The following is a 24,937-nucleotide window of genomic DNA, read 5'->3' on the forward strand; positions in this document are numbered from 1 at the left end:
AATATCATGATAGAACAGGAAAAAAAGAGAGACACCCGTAAAATATGGCTTTTCTTGCCATTGCTCGTAATGCCCTTTTTGGTATTTGCATTTTATACATTAGGGGGCGGTAAGGGAACAAAGGACGATGCTCAAATCGAAAAAAAAGGCATCAATACGGAATTACCTAATGCTGCATTCAGGCAAAAAAATCAACCCCGTGATAAGATGGATTTTTACCGGCAGGCGACGAGGGATGAGGAAAAAAAGCAGGAGGGTATTGAAAATGTCATAAACAGGCTGGGTTTCTCGCCAGAGGAAAATCCAAAAGCCGAGGAAATTGATGAAAAGCTAAAAGCAATCCGGCAGGAAATCAGCAGGCCACAAGAAAAACAGAAAAAATTTCCTTTTGCGGTTGTAGCTGAAAATCCAATGGTGGAACCAAGACCCAAATCAGAGATGAACAGCGAAGTAGATCGGCTGGAATCTTTGATGAAAAGCATGCATGCAGACAGCTCTGATGATAGAGAGGTGGAGCAGCTCAATGGACTACTCCAGACGATTCTGGATATTCAGCACCCGGACCGGGTCAAAGAAAAGCTCCAAAGCGAAAAAGAGATGATTGCAGCCGAGGATAGCCTTTTCAGGGCAATACCGGCGATCATTACCAATAAACAAAAAGTAGTACAGGGAGCTACGGTAAGGCTTCAGTTGCAGGATAGTATGGTCATCAAGGGCCATCATATTCCCAAAGGCTTTTATCTGTTCGCTACCTGCCGGATAGCGAATCAACGGATTATGCTAAATATCCGCAATATCCGTTTGGGAACATCGATTATCCCCGTAAACCTAAGCGTTTATAGTCTCGATGGAATGGAGGGTCTTTACGCTCCCGAAGCGGTCATCACGGAAGCCGCAAATCTTGGGACGGACAATCTGGTGCGTGGAATTGGTATGTACGGGCTAGATGGCTCCATTGCCACGCAGGTAGCGGGTGCCGGTATGGAGGCCGCTAAAAACATAATCAGCAAAAAAGTTCGCAAAATAAAGGTTAAGGTAAAAGCCGGGGAGTCTGTACTCTTAAAGAACAATGATTTAAAAAACACTAGATAGGTTGGAAGAGCCCGCCCTCCTAAAAGGAGAAGAAAACAACCATTTCATATTTAACAATATCCGTAAATTAAAAATTAAATGTTATGAATCTGAACAATTTAGAAGATAGAATCGACGAAGCTAAAAACCTTGGTTTTAGCCCAAAAACCATTGCACAGATTGAAGAAAATATCAAATTGGGTGTTCCCGAATTTAAAGCATATGACAGTATGCCTGCAACGGCAAAAGGACAGATTGATTTTACGCTGCATTACAAAAAATCCAGCCAATCGGATTTCTATTATTTCAACAAATTTGACGCCGTACACAATAAGGTCGACCCACTGGAGATCGGTCAGAAATATATGGTTATCCTCAAAGGCGAAGATGGCAAAAACATAGTCAAGAAGCTTGATAACGTTAATGAAGCTATTGAACTGTTCAAAAAGCAGGAAGGAAACGCCGAACTTGCTATCGGAAAAGACCCTGCCCATAAAAGTATGGTTGCCAACATGGAGAATGGAAAGGTCAATTTTGTAGCAAAAACTTTCCAATCTGCCTATTATGCCAATCCCATACCACAGACATTTTACGTAGAAGAAGGAAAAGGATTCAATAAGGAACAGGCAGGAAATCTGGTGCAGGGACGTGCCGTGTACCGGGATGATCTGTTGAATATACAGGGTATGGTTTATAAAGCGTGGGTGATGCTGAATACTGACAAGCCCCGTGACAGGTACAATAACCTGACGACAAGGATATTCCACGATCCGAGTTATGGTTTTGATCTTAAAGAATCACTCAAATCATTTAATATCAAAGATCTTGAAAATCCAGAAAGGGCGGAAAAGATTTTTACAGGAATCATGAACGGAAATAGGGAGCTTGTAAAAGCGGAGAAAGCCAGTGGAGAAACGGTTAATGTTTATGTAGAAGCCTCGGTAAGGTTTCGTAAAGCCAATTTCTTCCTTGAAAATGGTAAACCTGAAAAACGGGAAGAATTTTTAAAGCCGGGAATAAAAGCCGAACAACAGAATAAAGTATCCAGGGAAAATAAGCAGGAAAGAGCGGCAGGTATTGCCCGGTAAAGTGATTTGCCGTATTTTAGGGTTTTGAACAATAGATTTGGTTACCGGCCAAGCCTATTGTTCGGTATTAACACAATTATAATCACAAAGATTTGGGGGCTTTTCAAAACGAGCTCTATATCTCAATCTTAAAAACAATCTGTATCATGGAAAAATTTGCAACACTGAAAGAACTGATCGCATCTGCTGAAAAAGATGCACAGGCATTTTATGAGAAAGGAAACAAAGCAGCAGGTACGCGTCTACGGAACGCGCTCCAGAAAACAAAAGCGTTGGCGCAGGAAATACGCAACGAAGTTACTGCAAAGAAGAACGCCAAGTAGGTTTCTTAGTTAAGAAGAAAAGCCACACCATAGTGGCTTTTTTTGTATGCTAACATACCCTGTTTCGAATAATACTTTCTTATCTTCTTGTTTAATACTTATGTTTGATTTGTAGTCTAAACTCCTGATTATGAAAGTATACAAAAAAGTTAGATGGATCGTTTTGCTATCTGTTTCATCTTTTACGTTTTCCTGTTCATCACCAAAGAAGGGGGAATCAAATTTACAAGATCAGCTAATTGGTAAATATGCATCTCAAAGTGAATCCATCTTTGACTATTACAAAGATACGGTGGAAATCAAATCAGCAGATGAAGGGAAATTTGATGTTCAGGTAATAGCCCATTGGAGCAATGCAAAAAAGGATGACCCCAAACGTCCTATGAATAAAGTTGCCGGGGTGTGGAATAAGGGAAAGCCGGGATCTATATTGGTTGCGGATTTTCAGACCAGTGATACCACGCTGCGTATCGTAGGTCAGCTAAGAGGAGGTGTGAAAATTCTCAAATTTAATCTTGATAAAGCAATAATGGAATGGCCAAGAGATGATGGTGAAACACTGATCTATACAAAAGTCAGCGATTGAGAATATAGTACCATCAACTTTTTTATATAAACTTCTGTAAAATGCAAGAGGATAGCCGCTTCTTCGTGCCTTGAAGCCGCTATCCTCTTTTTTTTGCAACAGGGAGCCTCGTTCCTCGGCCGCCAGTTGCTTTCTGTTTAGGTCAAACCCTTTGTTTAATATTCCTTTAACCCATAAAACGCTTAGTGATTGCGTACCCCCGGCGATTCGTTAGCAAAAAAATTAAACAATCCCCACCCGAGCAAGCCTGCCCGTTGGTTTGCTCGAAAAAAATCTTCCTCGCTCGTTCCTCGCGAGCGTATTTTTTTCGGCAAAGCCTTGCACGGATGGGGATTCTATTAAGGTGAGGCTGCTTAACAATTGCCGGAGGGCCCCTGCGCCCGAAGGACTTAAAAGTTAGGCGCTATGAAAAAAATTAAAGGCAGAAGCCCGCCATTGATGACAGGCAGCAGCAGAACGAAGCGGCTTTCCGCTCGCTCTGCTCCAGAAAAGAAATTACACAAACAGAATTATTGACATCAAAAAATAGAAATTATGAAAACTATAGAAATAAATAGCAAAAGCAATTTGGAGAATATTGTAAAGAACAGTGTGCAAAATGGAGTTAAACCACAGGACAATGTAAAACCTTCTTTGCCTCAGGAAAAACAGCAGGATAAGACTATAGATACAAAAAAAGAAGCTTCTTCAATAGCTGAACAAAAAGAGCCGAAAGCGGCAGAAACAGCTCCAAAACTGGAAAAACTTGCACTGAACTTAGAAAGCACCTTGAAGCTTGTGGAAGAATTGCACCGTCGAAAAATCCAACGGGATAAGCTGATCGATACTATTGATACACTTAATGCTTTTGAAGTAGCGCAGAAAGACGATGCGGAAGAAACCGATAGCAACCATTTTCAGGGCTGCGTACTATCGATCGGGGACGATAAGCGGAGAGAGTTTATCACTAAAAACCCTTACATCATCAAAAAGGTAGCCGAATACATCAACACGCTTTGTATGGATAGATTAGCCGAGATTGAAGGTGAAATTCAACTACCTGCTTAGTTATGGATGCCCCTTGTCATTTACGGCGAGGGGCAAATTAATTACCCATGTTATGGAAACAGCATTTTTAGAGTATTTGGACGGGCTTTATTGGGAAGGTTACGGCGAAGTATTCAGAGAAGAAAACCCTAGAGAGTTTCAGGTTCAGTTAACGGCTTTTATCTGTGAGCATGCAACAATGACCGAAAACCGTAAAATAAAAATTAGAGGAAATGGCACACAATATAAATTATAATTCAGAAATGGGAGAACATTCTTTTTTCAGTGTGAAGGAAATCCCCTGGCATGGCCTAGGTACAATATTGCAGGATTACCCCACAAGCGAGGAAGCCATAAAATATGCGGGGCTTAATTATGAAGTTGCAAAATCACCCAATAAGCAGGTTTTCCCGAGCGGAAAAGAACAGTTTTCGGAAAACAGTTTTTTTACCTATCGAACCGATAACGAGGAAGTTTTAGGCGAGAACGTCGGCAAAGATTATGAAGTTGTACAGAACGTTTTCGCATTCGAATTTTTTGATAGCATTGTCGGGGCAAAAAATGGGATTCTGTATGAAACGGCCGGTGTATTGGGAAAGGGAGAACGCATATTTATCACAGCTAAATTGCCTGACTTTATCAGGGTTGGCCGTGATGATCTGATAGATCAATATATTTTCCTTACCACTGCGCATGACGGGACAAATAGTATTACGGCTGCATTTACACCGATCAGGATCGTTTGCAATAATAGTCTTAATGCTGCCCTTCGGGCAACAGAAAGGATAGTTAAAATACGGCATACAGTCAGTGCACATGAAAAGCTAAAAAAAGCGCATAAGCTGTTAGGGATCAGCCATACAGTTGGTTGTGAGCTTCAGGAAATTTTCAACCACTGGTCAAAAATTCGCATAACTGATACCAATGTCAAACGCTTAATACAGCTGGCCTTAGCTTCCAATAAAGAAGCACTGGACAAGATTTATAGTAACAGGGAAGAAGAACTATCGACCCAGTTCAATAAAAAGATTGATGTTGCTTTAGAATATGCTTTTAATAATCCTTCTCAGACTGATCCAACCACAAGGGGGACGCTGTATGGCTGTTATAATGCGGTTACAGGCTATCTGCAAAATGTTCATGATTACGGTAGCGGAGAAAACAAATTAAAGTCCCTTATGTGTGGAATTTCCCAACAGCAGACACAAACGGCCTTTGATCTTTGCAACGGCTTTGCACAGGTGGGCGCAGCTGCATTGAATTGATGTTTTAACTTAAACGGAGGCGCAACCGTACAAAGAGCGCGGTTTTATTATGAAATCGATAGATGAATTAACAAACACGGATAAAGCCAAATTGATACATCAGCTTTTTCCCGAAGAAATAGCACCTCTTTTGGAATATACATCATCCTTTTGCGTTAGGTTATCTGAAAATAGAGCAGTTTACGAAAGCGAATGGAGTAGCAAAAGTATAATAACATTTAGTTTTTGGCTTCATCTTGCAGGGGAAACGGAAAAACTCATTAAACGTTTGAAATACGATATGATCAAAAGCCGACATGTTTTTGCAGAACAATTGTGCTTTAACCATAACGCTATCTTTTTTAATGAATGTTTGGTGAGGTACGCTAATGAGAAGAGCACCAATGACAAATTTAAAAAGGCCGTAGATTTGCTGTATACCTGAGAACTTAGAACATATCAATTTTTAGTCCCCTTCGATTTTTATCGAAAATCAAGGGGCTTTTTTTGCCCCGCCTTAAGTGCCTTTTATGTTCTTTAAGCATTGCGCAATTCAAATGTCTAGTATTCTTAGTAACTTTTTAGTCCCCCAATTTAGTTTTGATTAGTCAAAACAATCACTGGATAAAATCTAGAACCTAATTTTGAAAATCGATTCGTCATAACTATAGGTTATTTTTTCGATAATATTTTTCAAAGAATTTGAAGCTATCAAATGTTTATCGTAACATTGCAATAAATAATTTTAATTATGGGTTTAACTAGAACAGAAATATTTACCGACGAACAGAATAAACTAGCTGTTCTATTGAAAGCGATGGCCCATCCCGCCCGTATTGCTATTTTGCAATACATCATGGCCTCAAAAACATGCATCAACGGAGATCTAGTGGAAGAACTCGGCTTGGCGCAGGCAACCATTTCCCAGCATTTGAAAGAACTTAAAACAGCAGGATTAATACAGGGTACTATTGAAGGAGTTAGTGTATGTTATTGCATCCATCCTGAAAATTGGAACTTATTGAAAGAAACCATCGGGACTTTTTTAAAAGGTTACATCGTTAGCAACGAGTGTTGTTAAAAAAAATTTATGTTAATATATCGTTAAATTGCAATATTATGAATACGAAAGATCTAATGAACTGGGGCGAGTTCAAAGCCCAACTGACTAAAAATGAGGAAGCCACCTTACAGTTTCAATATGCCGATGATAAATGGGTAGATGCTTCTTACCATATCACAGAGATCAAACAAGCTCCTATTACCTCCGTAGACTGTGGAGGCGTGATGAATGCTTGGACGGAAGTAATTGTGCAGCTTTGGGAACCCCAAACTGGCGACTCAGAAAGAGCAATGACGGTAGGCAAAGCCCTGTCGATTGTAGCGTTGGTAGAAAAATCTCTTCCGTTAAATCCTTCTGGGGTTGTCAAGATAGAATTTGGTAATTCGGAATTTGACACCCGCCAAATGTACCCAGGTGAGTTGATTTTGGAAGGTGAAAGCCTCATTGTTAATCTTATCCCTGATGCTACCCAATGTAAAGCCATCGGTCGTGGAGGCAGTTGCGGCACCAATGATAAAGGCGAAGAGTGCTGTGCGCCGGTTCAGGAAGAAGAAAGCAAAAGCGAGATGGTCAATTTAGCGACCGTTCAAAGTTGTACACCGGGGTCAGGATGCTGCTAAAACTATAGACCGACTAATGGAACTAAGAACAATGAATGACACAGACTGGCCAGCTGTAAGAACTATTTATCTACAGGGGATAGCTACAGGCCAAGCTACTTTTCAAACAGAAGCGCCGAGTTGGGAGGATTGGGATGGATCGCATCTCAAGCATTCCCGTTTTATAGCAAGTATTGATGGGCACATCGCAGGATGGGCGGCGCTATCGCCTGTTTCAAGTCGTTGTGTTTATGCCGGTGTGGCGGAAGTAAGTGTATATATACATGAGGATTATCGCGGAAAAGGCGTGGGTAGTTTTTTGATGAACGCACTCGTAGAAAGTAGCGAAAAACAAGGCCTCTGGACACTTCAATCGGGCATTTTTCCGGAAAATGAAGCGAGCATCCGCCTGCACGAAAAGCATGGCTTTCGGCAACTAGGTTACCGGGAAAAGGTTGGAAAGCACGGAAACACTTGGCGTGACACTACATTAATGGAACGCCGGAGTAAGACAATAGGAATTGATTAAATAAGACAAAAAAGCACAATGAAGAAGATATTGGTATTATGTACCGGCAATAGCTGCCGGAGTCAACTGGCAGAAGGTTATTTAAGGCACTTCGCTCAGGGAAAGGCAGAAATATACAGCGCGGGTATTGAAACCCATGGTGTCAATCCAAAGGCCGTACAAGTGATGAAAGAGGATGGTATTGACATCTCCGGGCATACCTCCAATCTCGTGGATGAATACAGCCATATCGATTTTGACTATGTCATTACCGTATGCGATAATGCCAGGGAAAGCTGCCCGTACTTTCCCACCAAAGCGCAGAAGTTCCATCATAACTTTCCCGATCCTGCAAAAGCCGTAGGTACTTCCGAAGAAGTTCTTAATGAATTCAGGGCTGTAAGAGATCTGGTAAAAGCCTATATGAAAGACTTTATTGAAGAACATGTAAACGATGAAAGATATGTCAGCAAATAATTGTGCACCGGCTACCGGCCGCAAAAAACTCAGTTTCCTTGACCGTCACCTAACCTTGTGGATCTTTCTTGCAATGGCTATCGGCGTTGGTATGGGCTATTTTATACCTTCTACCGCTTCCTTTATTAATTCTTACTCAAGTGGTACAACCAACATACCTTTAGCCGTTGGGCTCATATTGATGATGTACCCACCGCTGGCAAAAGTTAAATACGAGAACCTCGGTAAAGTATTCAAAGATGTAAAAGTGCTCAGTGTATCCCTTATACTAAATTGGGTAATAGGCCCGCTCCTGATGTTCTTTTTGGCCATCACCTTTTTAAGGGATTACCCTGAATATATGATCGGCCTGATTCTGATCGGCTTGGCGCGTTGTATCGCTATGGTGGTGGTTTGGAATGAGCTTGCCGAGGGAAACCGCGAATACGCAGCGGGTCTCATAGCCCTCAATAGTATTTTTCAGGTATTGTTCTACAGTGTATTCGCCTATATTTTTATTACGGTACTACCTCCTTTATTCGGAGTTGAAGGGGCTGAAGTAAATATCACCATCGGTGAAATAGCCAAAAGTGTTGGTATTTATCTGGGGATTCCTTTTGCGATGGGAGTAATCAGTCGATATGTGCTCATTGCATTGAAAGGTGAAAAATGGTTTCAGGAAAAATATGTTCCTTTTATATCACCCATTACCTTGATTGCCTTGTTATTCACCATTGTAGTTATGTTTAGCTTAAAAGGTGATTTGATCGTACAGATACCCATGGATGTAGTAAGGATAGCCATACCGCTGGTAATCTATTTTGCCTTTATGTTCATATTCAGTTTCGTAATTGCTAGACGTTTTGGAGCCGACTACTCAAAGAATGCTTCGATCGCCTTCACAGCAACTGGAAACAATTTTGAGCTTGCAATTGCGGTGGCGATAGGTGTGTTCGGGATCAATTCAGGCCAAGCCTTTGCCGGGGTTATTGGTCCCTTGGTAGAGGTTCCCGCCCTGATCGCCCTTGTGAACCTCGCATTCTGGTTCCGAAAGAAATATTATACCAAAACAGTGCTTTCTTAAGTATGGGCGTATCAAATAAAAACTACGATGTGATTATAATCGGAGGTGGGCAAAGTGCGCTTGCCTGTGCTTATTTCTTGCGACGTACCGGATTGAGCTATATTCTTCTCGATGAGCAGGACGAGCCCGGAGGAGCATGGCAGCATGGGTGGGAATCGCTTACATTGTTTTCACCGGCTGCATTCAGCTCTCTACCCGGTTGGTTGATGCCTGAATCTTCCGGTAAGTTCCCTTCAAGAGCCGAGGCGATTGCCTACCTGAAGGCTTACGAAGAGAAATATAAAATACCTGCTGAGCGACCCGTTAAAGTAAAGAAAGTTGCAAAAATCGATAATGGGTATACACTTAGTACATCAAATGGCGCTTATTTCTGCAAGGCGCTTATTTCTGGAACAGGTACTTGGGGCAGCCCTTTTGTTCCGAACTTGGAGGGGCTTGGCTCCTTCAAAGGAAAGCAGCTCCATTCGGCACATTATACCAATGCAAAGGACTTTCAGGGTAAAAAAGTGCTGGTAGTGGGCGGAGGTAATTCCGGTGCCCAGCTATTGGCCGAGATTTCGAAGGTAGCGAATACGGTTTGGTCTACCCTAACACTACCAACATTTCTTCCCGATGAAGTAGACGGCCGGGTGTTATTTGACGTTGCTACTGCCAAGTATCAAGCCATGAAAGAAGGTAAACCTCTTGATACGAAACAATATGACCTGGCAAATATCGTGATGGTCCCATCCGTGGTGGAGGCTCGCGAACGGGACGTGTTACACAGCAAGGGGCGTTTTATTGCATTCACGGAAACTGGCGTGATCTGGGAATCTAACGAAAGGGAAGACTTTGATATAATCGTTTGGTGTACCGGATTTAAGTATGCCACTAAACACCTGAATGAATTGGGGATAACCGGTGTCGATGGGCGCGTAGTTACCGAGGGTACACGTGCAAAGGAGGTAGCCGGACTATGGCTCGTAGGTTATGGAAACTGGACGGGCTTTGCCTCTGCCACATTGATAGGAGTAGGAAGATCTGCGCGTGCCACAGTAAATGAACTAAATGAATATCTAAACCATTAAAGAAAATGAAAATTGCACTTTTTTCCGACATCCACGCTAATCTACCCGCATTGGAAGCATTTTTTGAGGACCTTGAACACCGGCAGGTAGATGCGGTTTATTGTTTGGGCGATTTGGTAGGGTATAATATCTGGCCCAATGAAGTAATCGATGAAATCCGAAAAAGAGGTATTCCTACAATTGCAGGGAATTACGATTTTGGTATCGGTAGAAGCAGTGACGACTGCGGTTGCGCTTACAAAACAGATGAAGAGAAAGCGATGGGCAAAATTTCCATTGCCTATACCAATGAAGCCGTGAAGGATGACCAACGCGCTTATCTCCGCACCTTACCTGCACATATCCGGTTGGAGTTTCAGTTGAACGACGATAAAATGGATGTGCTTTTGGTACATGGAAGTCCCAGAAAAGTGAATGAATATCTTTTTGAAGACAGGGAGGAAAAAAGCATGATCCGAATTATGGAACAGGCAGGAGCTTCCGTGATGTGTTTCGGTCATACCCACAAACCGTATCATCGTATCCTTTCGGTAAACGATGAAGATGGCGGCCTACGTTATTTGCATGCCATTAACATTGGATCGATTGGAAAACCGAAAGATGGTGATCCCAGGGGTGGCTACGTAATACTCACGCTTAATCCCGATAGCAGTATGAGAGAAAAAGAAAGTATCACCGTTGAATTTGTTCGTTTTGAATATGATGTAGAAAAAGCGGCGAAGGCGGTAGAAGATAGCCCTCTTCCAAACGGATATGCAGATATGTTACGTAACGGTTAACTAATTTAAGCTAATGAAGATTGCACTTTTTTCAGATATCCATGCCAATCTGCCTGCTTTGGAGGCGATGTTTACAGATTTAAATAAGAGACAGGTAGATGCGATTTATTGCCTAGGCGATCTTGTCGGTTATAACATTTGGCCAAATGAGGTAATCGAACTTATTCGTTCCCAAAAAATACCCGTCCTTGCAGGAAACCATGATGCCAAAGTTGGCGTTTTGGAGGCAAAGGGGGCTATCGAAGCCCTTGGTAAAAACTATGCTTACCACCTGATTAACGATGTTAATAGGAAATATCTTCGTGATCTACCGGCACATATACGTTTAGCATATAAAACTGCAGATGAAAAATTTGATGTCTTAATGGTGCATGGCAGCACCAGGAGGAACGACGAGTATGTATTAGTCGATACCCCAGAAGAAGATGTTTTAGCGATGATGACAGAAAGCAATGCTTCTATTCTATGTGTGGCCCATTCTCATAAACCATATCACCGCGTGCTTAAGTCAGCGGCTGCTAATTATCTACACGTTATCAATACCGGTTCTGTAGGAAAACCTAAGGATGGGAATCCGCAGGGATGTTATGTTTTGTTAGAATTAACAGCAACAACATCTATGCGTGATCCCGAGACCTTAAACGTCGATTTTGTTCGTTTTGACTATGATGTTCAAGCGGCAGCAAATGCAGTAGAGAATAGCCCATTGCCAACTGAATTTGCAGACATGTTGCGCAAAGCTTATTAAATATCTAAGTAGCTATGACAGGCTATAGCCAATAGAAAAAATAGCTCATGTAATCGGTCGTTAGTTTCACGATCTCTCTTTGTTGTTTTTGGCTATAATAATGAGATAACATGTTATGTCGAGAACTCTTGTGTAATTGTAATTAGGATCATCCGTGAAGTGAGTCGAGGTGTTTTGAATAAGCCCATATATACACCGCAATAAGAAGTATCGAAATTATCATTAGAATTACACCAAAAATTGTCCCTATTTTCTCCATTTCTGTCATATCTCGTCTCTTTTTTTTAGATGGTCGTCTTTTATTGGGAGAAGCCGTAACTTTCTTAGCTTGATTCTTATTCATTTTTGTATGCCAATAGCCTCAACGCGTTAAATACTACAACCAAGGTAGATCCTTCATGTGCTACTACGGCCGGACCGATGGAAGCTATCCCGAGAATAGTTAATGGAATCAGAACCGCGACGACACCGAGGCTGATCCATAAATTTTGTTTAATGATACCTTTTGCTTTACGGCTAAGCCCAATTGCAAAAGGAAGCAAATTGAGATTATCTCCCATTAAAGCAATATCGGCAGTTTCGAGCGCAACATCCGACCCCGCGGCTCCCATTGCGATACCAACAGTGCTATTGGCCATTGCAGGTGCATCATTAACCCCATCTCCTACCATCGCTACATTCTTTTCCTCCTGCCTAAGCTTTTTTATTGCATCAACCTTCTGTTCTGGAAGCAGACCTCCCCAAGCGTCAGACAGGCCAATCTCACCAGCTATAGCATCAGCCACTTTTTGATTATCCCCAGTTAACATGACCATACGACGGATGCCAATCGCTTCTAGACGGGACAAGGTCGCTTTTGCTTCCGGACGGGGTGTATCCATAACAGCAATCATCCCTATGTAATCGTCGTTCTTTCGTATTATCATGGTAGTATTACCTTGACCTTCCAGTTCCTGTACTTTTTTTACAAAGGGGTCCGCCGGTTTTTTTGCATCTAATGTTTCAAATAGGCTTAGGTTGCCAATGTATATTGTATCTCCTTCTAATTTCGCTTTTACTCCTTTACCGAGCACCGCTTCAAGACTCTCCGCGGAAGGGATGTTTGTATCATTGAGCCTTTTCATCCCGTCCTGTACAATTGCTTTTGCCAACGGATGGTCGCTTAATGCTTCTACTGCTATTGTAATCTTGAGCAGGGTTTCTTCATTGATACCTTCAGCGGGAAAAACCGCCGTAAGTTTTGGCTTACCTTCCGTTAATGTCCCTGTCTTGTCGAAAGCTAAAGCTGTTAATGTTCCCAAGTCTTCCAGTGGTTTTCCTCCTTTTATAAGCACACCACCTTTTGCCGCTCGCGCAACGCCGCTGAGTACCGCACTGGGCGTAGATATTGCAAGGGCGCACGGACTGGCAGCTACCAACACGGACATCGCTCTATAAAAACTGGCGCTAAACGTTTCGTCGGTTACAAGAAATGCAAAACACAGTGAAAACACTAAAATCAGGACAGCAGGTACAAAAAGTTTTTCGAAACGATCTGTAAATTGCTGCGTGGGCGACTTTTGTGTTTGCGCTTCATTAACCATTTTAATCATCCGGGAAATTGTTGAATCACTGGCTTCCCGACTTACCTTCACTTCCAGTGTACCGTTTCCGTTAATTGAACCTGAGAATACTTTGTACTTTGCGTCAAGTGTAGCGGCTTTATTTATATCTATCTCTTCCTTCTCAAATGCCAGCTTATCGACGGGAATACTTTCTCCGGTAATTGGTGCCTGGTTGACCCCGCTGGTTCCTTTAACTACAATACCATCTGCAGCAATTTTGGTATTGGGACGAATAACGATAATGTCGCCAATATTAAGTTGTTCGATGGGAACTTCTTCAATTTTATCAGCATGTTTTCTAAAGGCGGTTTTTGGTGCCAGATCGGTGAGTGCAGCTATTGATTTACGTGCCTTTTCTAACGCAAAGTGTTCGAGTGCGTGCCCTAAACTGAATAGAAATAATAAAAGAGCACCTTCTGTCCACTGTCCAAGTGCCCCAGCTCCGGCGGCGGCCACTAACATTAAAAAATCTATTTCAAATTCTCCTTTAGAAATAGCCTCATAGGCTTCTTTAGTAACATAATAGGCTCCGAAAATATAAGCTCCGAAAAGGAAGCAAAGAGAAACCCATGGAGCGAGACCTTCTAAAAAGGATAAACCAAAGCCTATCCCTAATAATGTCCCTGAGATAACGCTAAAAACGAGTTCAGCGTTTTTGCCGAATATACTCTCGTGAAGGTGATCATGCTCCTTTGACTTACCCTCTTCATTCTTTTTATCGACGTGTTTATCTATCCCATCGCTTTTCTGTCCGATAAGTTGTGCATGCTCATTAGAAATTATTTTAACTCCCATAGCTGTTATTGAGCGTTCAACTTCCTTTTGATTGATTTTATGATGGTCGAATTCGATATACATTACCCCGGTTCCCGAAACGGATACCATCGTAAAACCTTCGATTCGCTTCAATTTGCTTTCAATGAGCCGTGCATGTCTTACATGTCGAACACCGTCTGTGCGTATCAATAAATGCCCAAATTTTTCGGTAAATGTGGCTCCCGCCTTTTTAGCTAAGCTTTGTATTCTATCGATGGAGATAACATCGGGGTCATAGTGGAAACATAATTGAGCTTTATTTTGCTCATTTTGAGGTTTGAGATGTATCTTTTCAATCCCATTTCTACCTTCCAGCAATTTTATTAAACGCTCAACGCAACGATCCCGTTCATCAGGGATTTCGGGAAGGAGTATGTCTAAGTTTATTTTTGTTTTTTTCATGGTCAGCTTTATTGGTTTTGGTACTTGATCCTTCTTTGCTACAATAAGGGATATAATTTAAATATATATAGTACAAAGTTTCAGTAACATTTGTTGCCTCTTTATCGCCGGAATCGTGAAGTGCAGGATAACGCATTATCCCGCCTTACTATACCTCTTCTATTCCTCCTCCTCACTGTTTTTCATTTTTGACAGCAGGTCATAAGCGCCGTTAACTACTATTTTGGTAGAGTCAATATTTTTCGGCAAAGTAACTTCTACATACCCCGCCTCTGATAGACCTGTCGTTACTTCGACCAGTTGGAAATCGTGCATCTTTTCAGCAGGAGCATTTTCAGATTTCACATTTCTTACATCCTTTTCAATAAATATATATTTTTTGCCTAAGTAATCTACCACTCCGTCTTCGGGAAGTGCATTTACCTCATTGTTACCCGTCTCAATAAAAGCCTTAATATAGGTGTTGGGTATCAGGCTCTCACTTTGGATGGTAGCTAAACAGTGTACCGTCACAGTTTTATCCGGATCAATTTCGCGCCCAACTAAAATGACCTTTGCTATTCTTTCCTCTGCCTCATTATTTAATGTAAATCGCACAGATTGGCCTTTTTTTACTTTCGACACATCTTTTTCAAAAACCTTAAGTTCTACATGAAGGTTGGCGTTATTGACAATTTCGAACATTACGTCATTGGGCGCGACAAATCTGCCTACATTAGTATTTACCTTAGTAACGTAGCCGTTAATCGGCGCGTAAATATTCATCGTGCTCCTGATATTTTCCGCATTCAGTGTGGTAGCATTGATATTTATCAATTTTAAACGCTCTTTAAGGGCGCTGGTCCTCGATAGCATTGTCAGATATTGCGATTTTGCCTGTTGCACGGTTTTTTGCGCATTGACGTTTTGCTTGAACAATTCCAACTGTCTTTTGTATTCGGCATCGGCGAGCTCCAATTGGCTGTTACTTTCCAGGTAGTCCTGCTGCAGCTGGACATAGTCCTGATTTTCAAGAACGGCAATAACCTGGCCTCTGCGAACTGAAGCACCCTGCAACAATGAAGTAGATTTAACGATACCTCCAAACTGGGTTGTAATGCTATAAAGGTTTTCGGGCGGGACGTCTACAAATCCGTTTACTTTCAAAACACCGCTAAGTGATTTCTTTTCGATGGTTCCGATCTTTATCTGTGAGCCTTTATATTGAGCAGGAGAAAGTTCGACAATATTGGAATTTTCTTCTTCGGCAACTGTTGTTTCCGGCTCCTGTGTTTCCGTGGTTTTGGTTCCACACGAAGAGAACAGCAGAAGAATAAGTACTGTTGCTGCAAGTATTTGTTTGATATTCATGTTCTTTTTCATTGCTGGATTATTGATTTAAGCCAATAAGGTATTGTACTGTATATACGGACTGATTGTATTGATTAAGTGCCTGTAAGTATGCAAAACGAATGTCGGAATAAGTCCGAAGAGCTACAGAAAACTCAAGATAACCGATTTCGCCATTTTGAAATGCAACTTGTGCCTGCCGCAAAATCAGATTTGCGTTCGGCAGTGCACTGTTCTGATAATAGTCAATGCTCTTCGAATTTTTCAATAAATCTTGGTTCGCCTGTTGAAATTGCGATTTCAGATTTGTCTGAGCTAAGTCGTATTGTGATTCCGCTATTTCTTTCTGAATCTTTGCCGTCTTAATGCGGTTAGCAAAAGGTTTATAGAAGATTGGCAATGCTACACCTACCTGTACTCCCTGAAATCGCTTTCCCGCATCGAACACAACTTCTTGTCCGTTCACATTCTGTGAACCGATTATGGATTGGTTAAAGTAACCTAGTGTAAAGTCTGGGCCAGCTTTCGCTTTCTCTATACCAATGCTTTTATCTGCTATCTCTATCTGCTGTTTTTGCATAGAAAGCCACGGATTTTCACTAACACTGCCTGTATTACTTTGCCAATGTTCTTTTTTTAATTCGCTTTCTGAGATTTGGATGCTGTCTTGTGTATTAAGGAGCCTTTTCAGCTCGGCCATGTAGATCATAATATCTGCTCTATTTTTTTCGAGCTGATTGAGAACTTCATTCCGCTGGGTTTCAGCTGTTGTTTTTTCCAACAAGTTAGTTTCCCCTGTCTGGTAACGGAGGGATGATGCCTTGAGAAAATTATTAAATATAGAATCTTGGGTATGATAAAGCTTTTGAAGTGAAAGAAAATACGCAAGTTGTCCGTATGTGCTTTTGACTTGGTAGATTAATTCATTTTCGGTAACGTCGAGATTAAGCTCACTACTTTTAAGCTGGGCATCGTAGAGTTTGCGCTGCTTACTAAATAAGAAAGGATTCACAATACTTTGACTGACGGAGATATTATTATCTCGTTTAATTGTATTCATTTGACCATATTGAAGGTCAAAATTTGTTTTCCCAATATCAATTGAGGTCACGCGCAATGCTCTTTGTTGATCGATTTGCAATTCTGCTGAATTCACCATTTGGTTATTTTTAAGTGCTATCTCAATTGCCTCTGCCAATGTTATCCGTTGGGAAATTGAAGATGGTTCCTGTGCTTTAGAATTATAAGGAAACATCCAGAACGCCAAAAAAGCAACCACCGCAGTTCCTTTTACTACATGCTTTTTTAGTTTGAAGGACTCAAAATAGGTATACAATACCGGCAAAACCAGCAGCGTTAGAATCGTTGATGTAATCAATCCGCCAATAACAACTGTTGCCAGCGGCTTTTGAACCTCCGCTCCGGCTGCTGTAGATAATGCCATGGGCATAAATCCTAAAGAAGCAACGGTCGCGGTCATCAGGACTGGACGGAGCCTAACCGCTGTCCCTTTTATTACAATTTCTCTTAAATCCTTTATTCCGGACTTTTTCAACCGATTGAATTCGGTTATTAATACAATTCCGTTTAACACGGCAACTCCAAAGAGCGCAATGAAGCCCACTCCGGCCGAAATACTGAACGGCATTCCTCGCAATAAAAGGGCAAATACTCCACCGATTGCAGCCATTGGAATGGCCGTAAAAATTAATATAGATTGTTTTATTGATCCAAAAGTGAAATACAATAATAAAAGTATCAGCAATAGTGCCACAGGCACAGCAATAGATAAACGCTGGCTGGCGGCTTGAAGATTTTCAAACTGCCCCCCGTAGGTAATGTAATAGCCGGTTGGCAATTTAATCTGACTGCCGATTTTCTGTTCAATTTCTTCTACGACACTTTCAATATCTCTTCCCCTAACGTTTAGGCCTACGATAATTCTGCGTTTCGTATCTTCCCGTTGTATTTGGTTCGGACCTACTTCAAAGTCTACCGACGCCACTTGCGACAACGGGACTTTTTCACCATCGGGAGTTGATATAAACAGGCTGCGAACGTTATCAATGTTCTGTCTGTATTCTTCATCTAAACGAACTACCATATCAAAACGCTTTTCCCCTTCATATACCAATCCTGCAGCCTGACCTGCAAAAGCGGCATTTATGGCCTGGTTCACGGCTTCAACATCTATCCCGAAACGGGCAAGCTGGTCGCGATCTACCTTGATAACAATCTGAGGGAGACCGCTTGCCTGTTCGATATATAGATCAGTAGCTCCTTGGACTGTTGCAACGATTTTGCCTATTTTTCGTGAGAGATCAGTTAGGTGATCCAGGTCATCACCGAAAATTTTAATTCCTATGTCCTGTCGCACACCTGATATAAGTTCATTGGAGCGTAACTGAATAGGCTGCGAAAAGCCAAAAGTTACGCCTGTGACCGGTTCTAGCGCCTCTGCCATTTTATCAGCTAACTCTTCCCGATCAACCGCACTTACCCAATCTTTTTTATCCTTTAAAATAATGGTTAGGTCAGTGGCTTCCATAGGCATTGGATCTGTCGGAATTTCTGCCGCGCCTATTTTTCCTACTACCTCTATCACTTCAGGAAATTTGTCGATGAGTATAGCAGAAGCTTGATTGACTTTATCTATCGTTTGGCTGAGAGAGCTTCCGGTAAGCAACCTTGTTTCTACCGCAAAATCGCCTTCTTCGAGCGTCGGGATAAATTCACCTCCCATACGGGTAAAGGCAAAAACACTGAGGCCTAACAAAACTGCTGCTGTAAGTACTACTATTACACGATTGCGAAGCGCTACACGGATCATCGGATCATAATACTTATGAAAAAAATCCATCATACGATCCGAAAAATTGCGCTTATGGCTAATCTTTTTGCTCAATATAAGTGCTGACATCATCGGTACATAGGTAAGAGAGAGAATGAAAGCACCTAAAATGGCAAAAGATACTGTTTGCGCCATGGGACCGAACATTTTTCCTTCTATACCTACAAGTGCAAGAATAGGGAGATACACGATTAGAATTATAATCTCACCGAATGCAGCCGCAGATCGTATTTTTGAAGCCGATTCATAGACCTCACCATCCATTTCTTTTTGCGAAAGTTTATTTGGATTCCTGCTTAAACCGAGATGATGCATGGTAGCTTCAACAATAATAACAGCCCCATCAACGATTAATCCGAAATCGATGGCTCCAAGGCTCATTAGGTTTCCACTGACGCCGAATACGTTCATCATCGAAATGGCAAAAAGCATTGAAAGAGGTATAACAGAAGCAACTACAATTCCGGCCCTGAGATTTCCCAGAAATAGCACAAGTACAAAAATGACTATTAATGCGCCTTCAATCAGGTTTTTTGCAACGGTCCCGATCGCCCGGTCAACAAGCGCACTGCGATCCAAAAAGGGCTCAATGGTAACGCCCTCGGGAAGTGTTTTGTTGATACGTGCTATCTTCTCTTTTACCTTACTTACGACTTCGTTTGCATTTGAGCCCTTAAGCATCATTACAATGCCTCCCACTGCTTCCCCTTGGCTCTTTTTCGTGGTTCTTGTCAATGCGCCATACCGAATAGCATTACCAAGTTTGACTTCGGCAATATCTCTTATCAGTACGGGTACTTGCTTTGGGCTTTTCCTTACGACAATTTTTTTAATATCATCAATACTTCCAACTAGCCCCTCACTTCTAATAAAGTAAGCATTGGGCTTTTTATCTATATATGCACCACCTGTATTTTGATTATTACGCTCCAAAGCACTAAAAACATCATTGATGCTTAGATTATAACTATTCAGCTTATCCGGATCAAGCGCAATTTCATATTGTTTTAACAAACCTCCAAAACTGTTTACTTCCGCGATACCCGGCGTTCCCAATAATTGTCTGCGTACAATCCAATCTTCGATCGTGCGTAATTCTCTTGCATCGTACCTCTCTTCATAACCGGGTTTTGCATGCACTACATATTGGTAGATTTCGCCGAGACCAGTTGAGATCGGAGCGATCTCGGGTTTACCTACATCCGAAGGAATATTGTTACCTGCTTCGGTTAATTTTTCGTTCACCTGTTGACGGGCCCAATAAATGTCAACATCGTCATGAAACACGATGGTCACTACTGAAAGGCCGAAACGGGAGATCGAACGTACCTGCTCTATTTCCGGAATAGTTGACATCGTTTGCTCTACTGGAAAAGTTATTAGCCGTTCCACTTCAGGTGTTGCAAGTGACGGACTTTGCGTTATCACCTGAACCTGGTTATTTGTGATATCAGGTGTCGCATCAATAGGTAGCTGCTTTAACGAATATAGCCCCCAGGCAATCAATCCCAAAGTCATCAAAGCAACAATCAGTTTATTCTCTATAGAGAACTTAATAATTTTATTAAGCATATCTTATTTGAAATGAATTAAAGCGTGTAGAATCATTCCAATAATCGCTAACAGCAAAATCACTGAAAGTAGAAATATACCAACTACCCTTAGGATCTTTATCCATTGAGGTTGCTTGTAGTTTTTTCCTGAACGACCTACGCTTTTTGCTGGTAATGACCTATTCTTTTTAGTCATAGCCTGAGCAATAATATTATTTGATTTTTGTAATTAAATGGACAGACCAGCGTCCATATACGCACAGAGACGTGCTTAAGAAATCACTTTAGGCGGTTGCCATACATTTATATGGACTTCCAGGCATTTTCCGGGAGTATGCCAATTATGAGATTCAAGAACAATAGGATCGGGACTGACAATAATGTAAGCCAATTGCTGTATTGAAGGTGTAGCACAACATGTACATTGACAGAAAGGTGTACAGCTATCTTTGTGATCCTGATTTTTCGATGAGGCAATAGAAAATTCTGTTCGTTTGTGAAGACTGGTAGTCGCAATTTTATCTGTACAGGGCATCATTACCTGAACCAGTACTATTAGTGCACATATATAAGATAACAGCTTCATTATTTGCAAATATATATATATTTATATTACGTAACTAACTTTCCAGTTTTTATATGATATTATAATGGCCTGAAAAGTTAGTTATTTTCAAAAAACAAGAGACGACTACGGCAAACTCCGCTTCATTTCTTAATACTTTACTTCGCTAAATTTAATATTCGAAACGCCCCTCTCAATACAATAGCAAAGACGATTGTACCAACGATCAGGTCCGGTAAACGGGACGCAGTAATGAAAACCAATATACCTGCCAGCATAACACCAATATTTATAATTACGTCATTGGAAGTAAATATTTGACTAGCTTTGATGTGTGCCTCGTTACTCTTAGTTCTGCGAAGGATTACAAGGGAAAACGCATTCCCAATCAAGGCCAATAGCGAAATAACTACCATCATTCCAAATTCAGGTGTTTCTCCAAACCCCATGAAACGTCTGACTACCTCCGAAAAACCTAAAACAGCAAGTATTATCTGAAAGTATCCACTGGCTTTTGCAATTTTCTTTTTTCGGAGGATTGTCCCACCAACGGCATATAAGCTGAGTCCATACACGAGTGCATCAGCTAACATATCCAAGCTATCGGCAACAAGCCCCATTGAATGGGAAATAAATCCTGTTATGATTTCGAGTACAAAGAAAAATGCATTGATAATCAGTACATATAAAAGTAGCTTACGTTCTTCGCGCTCAGAACTAGCTACCGAGGTGTTATCTGTTTCTTCAGTCGAAATGAAACGATCCCCTAAGCTCAGCTCTTTAATGGCCATGGCTATGCGATCGATATTTCCGGTATGTGTCACAATCAGTTTTCTCTCCGGAAGATTAAAATCGAGGTGAATAAGCTCTTCAACCCCGTCTAATTTCATGCGGACCATTTGCTCCTCTGTTGCACAGTCCATGTTTTTTATTTCAAAAGTTGATTTTTTCATGGCTATAATTTTATTTTTAAACCACCGTTAACAACGAACCCATCGAGTGGCGCATATATATCACGGAATATTGGCCTTGTAACTGTTCCAGTATAAATACTGTCAAATCTAGTTTGCCGGGTATCTGTAAAGTTCTCAAAATTGACAAAAAGAGAGAAGCGTTCCCATATCTTTTCAGCCATAAAGCCACAGGTCCAATAGGGTTTTCCTGTGGTGCAGTCACTGAGGGCCTGACGGCTATAATAATAGGCTTCCAGTCCAAGCTTCCATTTATCCTCGATCTCATACATGAGGACATTATTCAACCGGTGGCGAGCAGTCAATGGATTCTCTCGCTTTTGTGTTCCTTCACGGAGCCAGGCGTCGGTAAAGGTGTAACCTATGAACAGTTTGAAATCACCGTAGCCCAGCTTTACATTCGTCTCCCAGCCCTTTGTATCCACATAACCGTCTACATTTACCAGTTGCACCGTTCCTGAACCGGTAAATTCTGTAAGTAATGGATCATTGATACGGGTATAAAAAAAGAGCTGGTTTACGCTCAGGCTTATATTCTCGAAAAGTGTAGTCCTATAGTTGATATCATAGCTTGCACCATAGGACCGCTCCAGTTTATTCGCCTGCGGACTAATCGGCAATACCGAACGGAACTGGATTCGCTCTGTCTCTTCTGTGAATATGGTAGGCGTTTTATAACCCAGCCCTCCACCCAAACGGGAAGTCACCTGGGGAGAGACCGTAAAGAGCGCAGAGATCCGTGGCAAGAACACGAAACCGTAATCGATCACATAATCCCCGCGGATGCCCGTTTCCAATTGCAACCAATCCGTAGTCTTAAAGGTATTCTGAACAAAACCTCCGAATGTGTTTTGGTCATAGTCTCTTTTCTGAAAGCCATCTTTTGGGTATTCGCTGAAATTGTCCGTGTAGAGATTGATACCTGCTACCCAATCTGCTCTTTCGCCGTTGTTGTTGTAAGCGACCTCCGAATAGATTGACCATTGTTTCCCGTCAAACACATAATCGGGAATAGTTATGGTCCTGTTGAAGTTGTTGACCGAGTTCTTGATGGTCAGGCCACTGTTTTCTGTGAACCGGTGATCCAGGGCGAATTGAGTTGAGAAACGGCTGCTTTTGTTCTTTTCAAAATAGCTATGGACATTATCCCCTTTCCCTTTTATGTAAAGGATATCCCCGCCTGTACGGTCTTCGAATATGGTGTTTATCCCGAAGTTCATGGTTGTTTTCGGGTTGAAGTATACGAACAGCTTCGGGTTGAGTACGTACCTTTCCGTTTTGGGAATCGCGGTAAAACCGGTGCTGGAAGGATTGTAGGGCCTGCTGGAATTACGGGATGCAAATACCGTGAGACCTACCTTTTCAAACTTCTGTCCATAAAAACCGTTGATGTCCAGGCCCCCGGCAGAAGTACCGTTCAGCAGGAAGCGGAGTTCCCTTTCCTCCGTGGGTATGTTCGATACCAGGTTGACGAGGCCGGCAATGGCTCCGCCACCGTATAAAGTGGAAGAAGAACCTTTAATGATCTCCACCTGCTTCAGGTCCAACGGCGGCGTCTGCAACAGGCCGAGCCCTCCTGAGAAGCCGGCATATAAAGGGAAGCCGTCTTTGAGTATCTGTGTATAACGCCCATCAAGTCCCTGGATACGGATGCTGGAATTGGCAGAGGTGGCCGAAACCTGTTGCGTTTGGATACCTGTGCTTTCATTGAGCATCATACGAATATCTCCCGGCTTCATATTGCCCTTCTCTTCCAGTTCTTCCCCTCCGATAAATTCAACACGCGTGGGAATGTTCTGTATGGTACGGGTACTCCGGGTCGAAGAAATAACTACTTCCTCCAGGTCTTCGTCCGTTGCCTCAAGATAAACGATAACGGTATCCTCAGAGCCGGGAAAATACAGTGTATCCCGCTGTTCCTCATAACCTAATTTCCTGAATAGGAAAACATGCCTTCCCTCGGATAAACCAGTAAGGGAAACAGTGCCCTTCTCATCGGTCGTTCCACCTTTGGTTGTTCCAATCTGTAACACAGTAGCTCCTGTAAGCGGTTCTTTTGTCTCCGCATCTTTCAGTATAGTTGTTAATGTATGCTGGGCCACGCACAGGTTACCTGTACAAAGCCATAGTATCAAGCCTATAGCTTTATTCATTCTTAAATCTTTGTGTAAATATAAAATACGCAGCCTTCAGGGAAGCTACAACTGCAAAACGGCGAAAATATTATGCGGCTTTAGGAGGTTGCCAGATTGTTCGGGGAAGTTCCAGCAAAGGGTATTCCTGATAGGAGAAAGGTTGTTGGAGAATTGGTGACAGTTCTTTGATGACCGCCATTATGGCATTTGGCAGAACTGCCCCGCTACAGACTCCACATGCGAAAAAAGGTGAACAGGGACAGATCGATCTGTGGTCGCGCTCTTCAGCAGGCTTTTCCCTTTCGGCTAAGCTGTAAGTTTCATCAATACAGCAATTATCTTCCGCCCCACAGGGTACAGCGGATAAAACAAGTACATAGATGGAAAACAAATAAACCAGCCATTTCATATCCCAAAGATAAGGAAGTAAGTGAAATAATGCATAGTAGCTATTAACATAAAAGCGGACATAGAAAAAAATAATCTAAAATTCCGCATCTTTTTCTTCCATTCTCCGTCATCTTTCAAAAAATTAATAGTTATGAGTGAGAAAATGAAAATAACCATCTACGAAATGGGTGAATGCTGTTCTACCAGTTTGGTGAATTTGCCGGAATCGGAGTTTTTCTTGCTTTGAAAGTGAATCTCGGAAAAGACGGTTTAATAATTGTGAATTCGTTCGCTCATACAGAAACATAAAAAATTCCATATATAGATAAAATTTGGTATAATAGTGTATTATTAAAGTACGATTGATTTAATGCCATTTTTAAACAAAAAAATCGAACTTTAGGATAGGTTGTTTTATTTTGATGTAATTTGACCGTATCTGTTAAACGAATTAAATACAGGTGTTTATAGCGAATATTGGTCGTTCTGTCATCTCCCCCTTCAGGGTCACCGGGCAGAGTGAGGTAATCTCAGCGTGATGGAGTTTACTCGAGCTGGCCATACACAATAAAACGCAACGGTGCGAAGTAACCTTGGTATAAAGGAGGATTTGGACACCGAAATTCCACAAAAACTTAACCAGCAATTTTTGTCAATTATGTAAGCTGGTGGTACTGTT

At 41.7% G+C, this 24,937-nt stretch carries 23 protein-coding genes; 16 read left to right on the forward strand and 7 right to left on the reverse strand.

What is annotated here, in order from left to right:
* The first annotated feature begins 6 nt into the window (after window positions 1-6).
* The 16 genes from traM (at window position 7) to RYH73_RS23945 (ending at window position 11,642) form a co-directional block, all read left to right on the forward strand.
* On the forward strand, window positions 7-1,092 hold the full coding sequence (gene traM, locus RYH73_RS23870; protein WP_165447078.1) for a conjugative transposon protein TraM: 1,086 nt from the start codon (window positions 7-9) through the stop codon (window positions 1,090-1,092).
* Window positions 1,093-1,175: 83 nt separating this feature from the next.
* The gene (locus tag RYH73_RS23875) at window positions 1,176-2,159 is read left to right on the forward strand and encodes a hypothetical protein (RefSeq protein WP_130858248.1); all 984 of its coding nucleotides are present in this window, start codon (window positions 1,176-1,178) and stop codon (window positions 2,157-2,159) included.
* Between the two features lie 146 nt (window positions 2,160-2,305).
* Window positions 2,306-2,482, forward strand: coding sequence for a hypothetical protein (locus RYH73_RS23880; RefSeq protein WP_013663556.1), 177 nt, complete (start codon window positions 2,306-2,308; stop codon window positions 2,480-2,482).
* 130 nt (window positions 2,483-2,612) lie between these two features.
* A complete protein-coding gene (locus RYH73_RS23885; protein WP_130858247.1) occupies window positions 2,613-3,068 on the forward strand; it encodes a hypothetical protein in 456 nt (151 codons plus the stop codon).
* A gap of 534 nt (window positions 3,069-3,602) precedes the next feature.
* Window positions 3,603-4,115: a hypothetical protein gene (locus tag RYH73_RS23890; protein ID WP_130858246.1), complete on the forward strand. Its 513-nt coding sequence runs from the start codon at window positions 3,603-3,605 to the stop codon at window positions 4,113-4,115.
* Window positions 4,116-4,167: 52 nt separating this feature from the next.
* Entirely contained in the window at window positions 4,168-4,350 is a 183-nt protein-coding gene (locus tag RYH73_RS23895; RefSeq protein ID WP_130858245.1) for a hypothetical protein, read from the forward strand.
* Window positions 4,328-5,359, forward strand: coding sequence for a DUF932 domain-containing protein (locus RYH73_RS23900; protein ID WP_149106261.1), 1,032 nt, complete (start codon window positions 4,328-4,330; stop codon window positions 5,357-5,359). The genes RYH73_RS23895 and RYH73_RS23900 overlap by 23 nt, the downstream gene beginning before the upstream one ends.
* 49 nt (window positions 5,360-5,408) lie before the next feature.
* On the forward strand, window positions 5,409-5,783 hold the full coding sequence (locus RYH73_RS23905; RefSeq protein ID WP_130858038.1) for a hypothetical protein: 375 nt from the start codon (window positions 5,409-5,411) through the stop codon (window positions 5,781-5,783).
* Window positions 5,784-6,089: 306 nt separating this feature from the next.
* A complete protein-coding gene (locus RYH73_RS23910; protein WP_130858037.1) occupies window positions 6,090-6,419 on the forward strand; it encodes an ArsR/SmtB family transcription factor in 330 nt (109 codons plus the stop codon).
* A 56-nt stretch (window positions 6,420-6,475) separates the two neighbouring features.
* The gene (locus RYH73_RS23915) at window positions 6,476-7,021 is read left to right on the forward strand and encodes a DUF6428 family protein (RefSeq protein WP_335315985.1); all 546 of its coding nucleotides are present in this window, start codon (window positions 6,476-6,478) and stop codon (window positions 7,019-7,021) included.
* 16 nt (window positions 7,022-7,037) lie between these two features.
* On the forward strand, window positions 7,038-7,529 hold the full coding sequence (locus RYH73_RS23920; RefSeq protein WP_130858035.1) for a GNAT family N-acetyltransferase: 492 nt from the start codon (window positions 7,038-7,040) through the stop codon (window positions 7,527-7,529).
* 18 nt (window positions 7,530-7,547) lie between these two features.
* On the forward strand, window positions 7,548-7,985 hold the full coding sequence (locus RYH73_RS23925) for an arsenate reductase ArsC (protein ID WP_130858034.1): 438 nt from the start codon (window positions 7,548-7,550) through the stop codon (window positions 7,983-7,985).
* Window positions 7,972-9,048: an ACR3 family arsenite efflux transporter gene (arsB, locus tag RYH73_RS23930; protein WP_130858033.1), complete on the forward strand. Its 1,077-nt coding sequence runs from the start codon at window positions 7,972-7,974 to the stop codon at window positions 9,046-9,048. The genes RYH73_RS23925 and arsB overlap by 14 nt, the downstream gene beginning before the upstream one ends.
* 2 nt (window positions 9,049-9,050) lie before the next feature.
* On the forward strand, window positions 9,051-10,115 hold the full coding sequence (locus RYH73_RS23935) for an ArsO family NAD(P)H-dependent flavin-containing monooxygenase (protein WP_130858032.1): 1,065 nt from the start codon (window positions 9,051-9,053) through the stop codon (window positions 10,113-10,115).
* 5 nt (window positions 10,116-10,120) lie between these two features.
* Window positions 10,121-10,894: a metallophosphoesterase family protein gene (locus tag RYH73_RS23940; RefSeq protein WP_130858031.1), complete on the forward strand. Its 774-nt coding sequence runs from the start codon at window positions 10,121-10,123 to the stop codon at window positions 10,892-10,894.
* Window positions 10,895-10,907: 13 nt separating this feature from the next.
* Window positions 10,908-11,642, forward strand: coding sequence for a metallophosphoesterase family protein (locus RYH73_RS23945; RefSeq protein WP_130858030.1), 735 nt, complete (start codon window positions 10,908-10,910; stop codon window positions 11,640-11,642).
* A 335-nt stretch (window positions 11,643-11,977) separates the two neighbouring features.
* Here RYH73_RS23945 and RYH73_RS23950 read toward each other — a convergent pair whose 3' ends face one another.
* From RYH73_RS23950 to RYH73_RS23975, 7 genes are all read right to left on the reverse strand, one after another.
* A complete protein-coding gene (locus RYH73_RS23950; RefSeq protein WP_130858029.1) occupies window positions 11,978-14,464 on the reverse strand; it encodes a heavy metal translocating P-type ATPase in 2,487 nt (828 codons plus the stop codon).
* A gap of 159 nt (window positions 14,465-14,623) precedes the next feature.
* Window positions 14,624-15,826: an efflux RND transporter periplasmic adaptor subunit gene (locus tag RYH73_RS23955; protein WP_130858028.1), complete on the reverse strand. Its 1,203-nt coding sequence runs from the start codon at window positions 15,824-15,826 to the stop codon at window positions 14,624-14,626.
* A gap of 7 nt (window positions 15,827-15,833) precedes the next feature.
* Window positions 15,834-20,216, reverse strand: coding sequence for a CusA/CzcA family heavy metal efflux RND transporter (locus tag RYH73_RS23960; protein ID WP_130858027.1), 4,383 nt, complete (start codon window positions 20,214-20,216; stop codon window positions 15,834-15,836).
* 252 nt (window positions 20,217-20,468) lie between these two features.
* Entirely contained in the window at window positions 20,469-20,783 is a 315-nt protein-coding gene (locus RYH73_RS26730; RefSeq protein WP_013663539.1) for a DUF6660 family protein, read from the reverse strand.
* Between the two features lie 137 nt (window positions 20,784-20,920).
* Window positions 20,921-21,715 carry a cation transporter gene (locus RYH73_RS23965; protein WP_130858026.1) on the reverse strand — a complete coding sequence of 265 codons (795 nt, stop codon included), beginning with the start codon at window positions 21,713-21,715 and terminating at the stop codon, window positions 20,921-20,923.
* Window positions 21,716-21,717: 2 nt separating this feature from the next.
* Window positions 21,718-23,886: a TonB-dependent receptor gene (locus RYH73_RS23970; RefSeq protein WP_130858025.1), complete on the reverse strand. Its 2,169-nt coding sequence runs from the start codon at window positions 23,884-23,886 to the stop codon at window positions 21,718-21,720.
* A 70-nt stretch (window positions 23,887-23,956) separates the two neighbouring features.
* A complete protein-coding gene (locus RYH73_RS23975) occupies window positions 23,957-24,277 on the reverse strand; it encodes a DUF6660 family protein (RefSeq protein ID WP_130858024.1) in 321 nt (106 codons plus the stop codon).
* Window positions 24,278-24,937: the final 660 nt, after the last annotated feature.

It is taken from the genome of Olivibacter sp. CPCC 100613 (assembly GCF_036959255.1).
In the GTDB taxonomy this organism is placed as follows: domain Bacteria; phylum Bacteroidota; class Bacteroidia; order Sphingobacteriales; family Sphingobacteriaceae; genus Olivibacter.

Bases quoted from the DNA above. Each gene is read 5' to 3' on its own strand.
- traM (WP_165447078.1), top strand. From the start codon at position 7: ATGATAGAACAGGAAAAAAAGAGAGACACCCGTAAAATATGGCTTTTC.
- RYH73_RS23875 (WP_130858248.1), top strand. From the start codon at position 1,176: ATGAATCTGAACAATTTAGAAGATAGAATCGACGAAGCTAAAAACCTT.
- RYH73_RS23880 (WP_013663556.1), top strand. From the start codon at position 2,306: ATGGAAAAATTTGCAACACTGAAAGAACTGATCGCATCTGCTGAAAAA.
- RYH73_RS23885 (WP_130858247.1), top strand. From the start codon at position 2,613: ATGAAAGTATACAAAAAAGTTAGATGGATCGTTTTGCTATCTGTTTCA.
- RYH73_RS23890 (WP_130858246.1), top strand. From the start codon at position 3,603: ATGAAAACTATAGAAATAAATAGCAAAAGCAATTTGGAGAATATTGTA.
- RYH73_RS23895 (WP_130858245.1), top strand. From the start codon at position 4,168: ATGGAAACAGCATTTTTAGAGTATTTGGACGGGCTTTATTGGGAAGGT.
- RYH73_RS23900 (WP_149106261.1), top strand. From the start codon at position 4,328: ATGGCACACAATATAAATTATAATTCAGAAATGGGAGAACATTCTTTT.
- RYH73_RS23905 (WP_130858038.1), top strand. From the start codon at position 5,409: ATGAAATCGATAGATGAATTAACAAACACGGATAAAGCCAAATTGATA.
- RYH73_RS23910 (WP_130858037.1), top strand. From the start codon at position 6,090: ATGGGTTTAACTAGAACAGAAATATTTACCGACGAACAGAATAAACTA.
- RYH73_RS23915 (WP_335315985.1), top strand. From the start codon at position 6,476: ATGAACTGGGGCGAGTTCAAAGCCCAACTGACTAAAAATGAGGAAGCC.
- RYH73_RS23920 (WP_130858035.1), top strand. From the start codon at position 7,038: ATGGAACTAAGAACAATGAATGACACAGACTGGCCAGCTGTAAGAACT.
- RYH73_RS23925 (WP_130858034.1), top strand. From the start codon at position 7,548: ATGAAGAAGATATTGGTATTATGTACCGGCAATAGCTGCCGGAGTCAA.
- arsB (WP_130858033.1), top strand. From the start codon at position 7,972: ATGTCAGCAAATAATTGTGCACCGGCTACCGGCCGCAAAAAACTCAGT.
- RYH73_RS23935 (WP_130858032.1), top strand. From the start codon at position 9,051: ATGGGCGTATCAAATAAAAACTACGATGTGATTATAATCGGAGGTGGG.
- RYH73_RS23940 (WP_130858031.1), top strand. From the start codon at position 10,121: ATGAAAATTGCACTTTTTTCCGACATCCACGCTAATCTACCCGCATTG.
- RYH73_RS23945 (WP_130858030.1), top strand. From the start codon at position 10,908: ATGAAGATTGCACTTTTTTCAGATATCCATGCCAATCTGCCTGCTTTG.
- RYH73_RS23950 (WP_130858029.1), bottom strand. From the start codon at position 14,464: ATGAAAAAAACAAAAATAAACTTAGACATACTCCTTCCCGAAATCCCT.
- RYH73_RS23955 (WP_130858028.1), bottom strand. From the start codon at position 15,826: ATGAAAAAGAACATGAATATCAAACAAATACTTGCAGCAACAGTACTT.
- RYH73_RS23960 (WP_130858027.1), bottom strand. From the start codon at position 20,216: ATGCTTAATAAAATTATTAAGTTCTCTATAGAGAATAAACTGATTGTT.
- RYH73_RS26730 (WP_013663539.1), bottom strand. From the start codon at position 20,783: ATGAAGCTGTTATCTTATATATGTGCACTAATAGTACTGGTTCAGGTA.
- RYH73_RS23965 (WP_130858026.1), bottom strand. From the start codon at position 21,715: ATGAAAAAATCAACTTTTGAAATAAAAAACATGGACTGTGCAACAGAG.
- RYH73_RS23970 (WP_130858025.1), bottom strand. From the start codon at position 23,886: ATGAATAAAGCTATAGGCTTGATACTATGGCTTTGTACAGGTAACCTG.
- RYH73_RS23975 (WP_130858024.1), bottom strand. From the start codon at position 24,277: ATGAAATGGCTGGTTTATTTGTTTTCCATCTATGTACTTGTTTTATCC.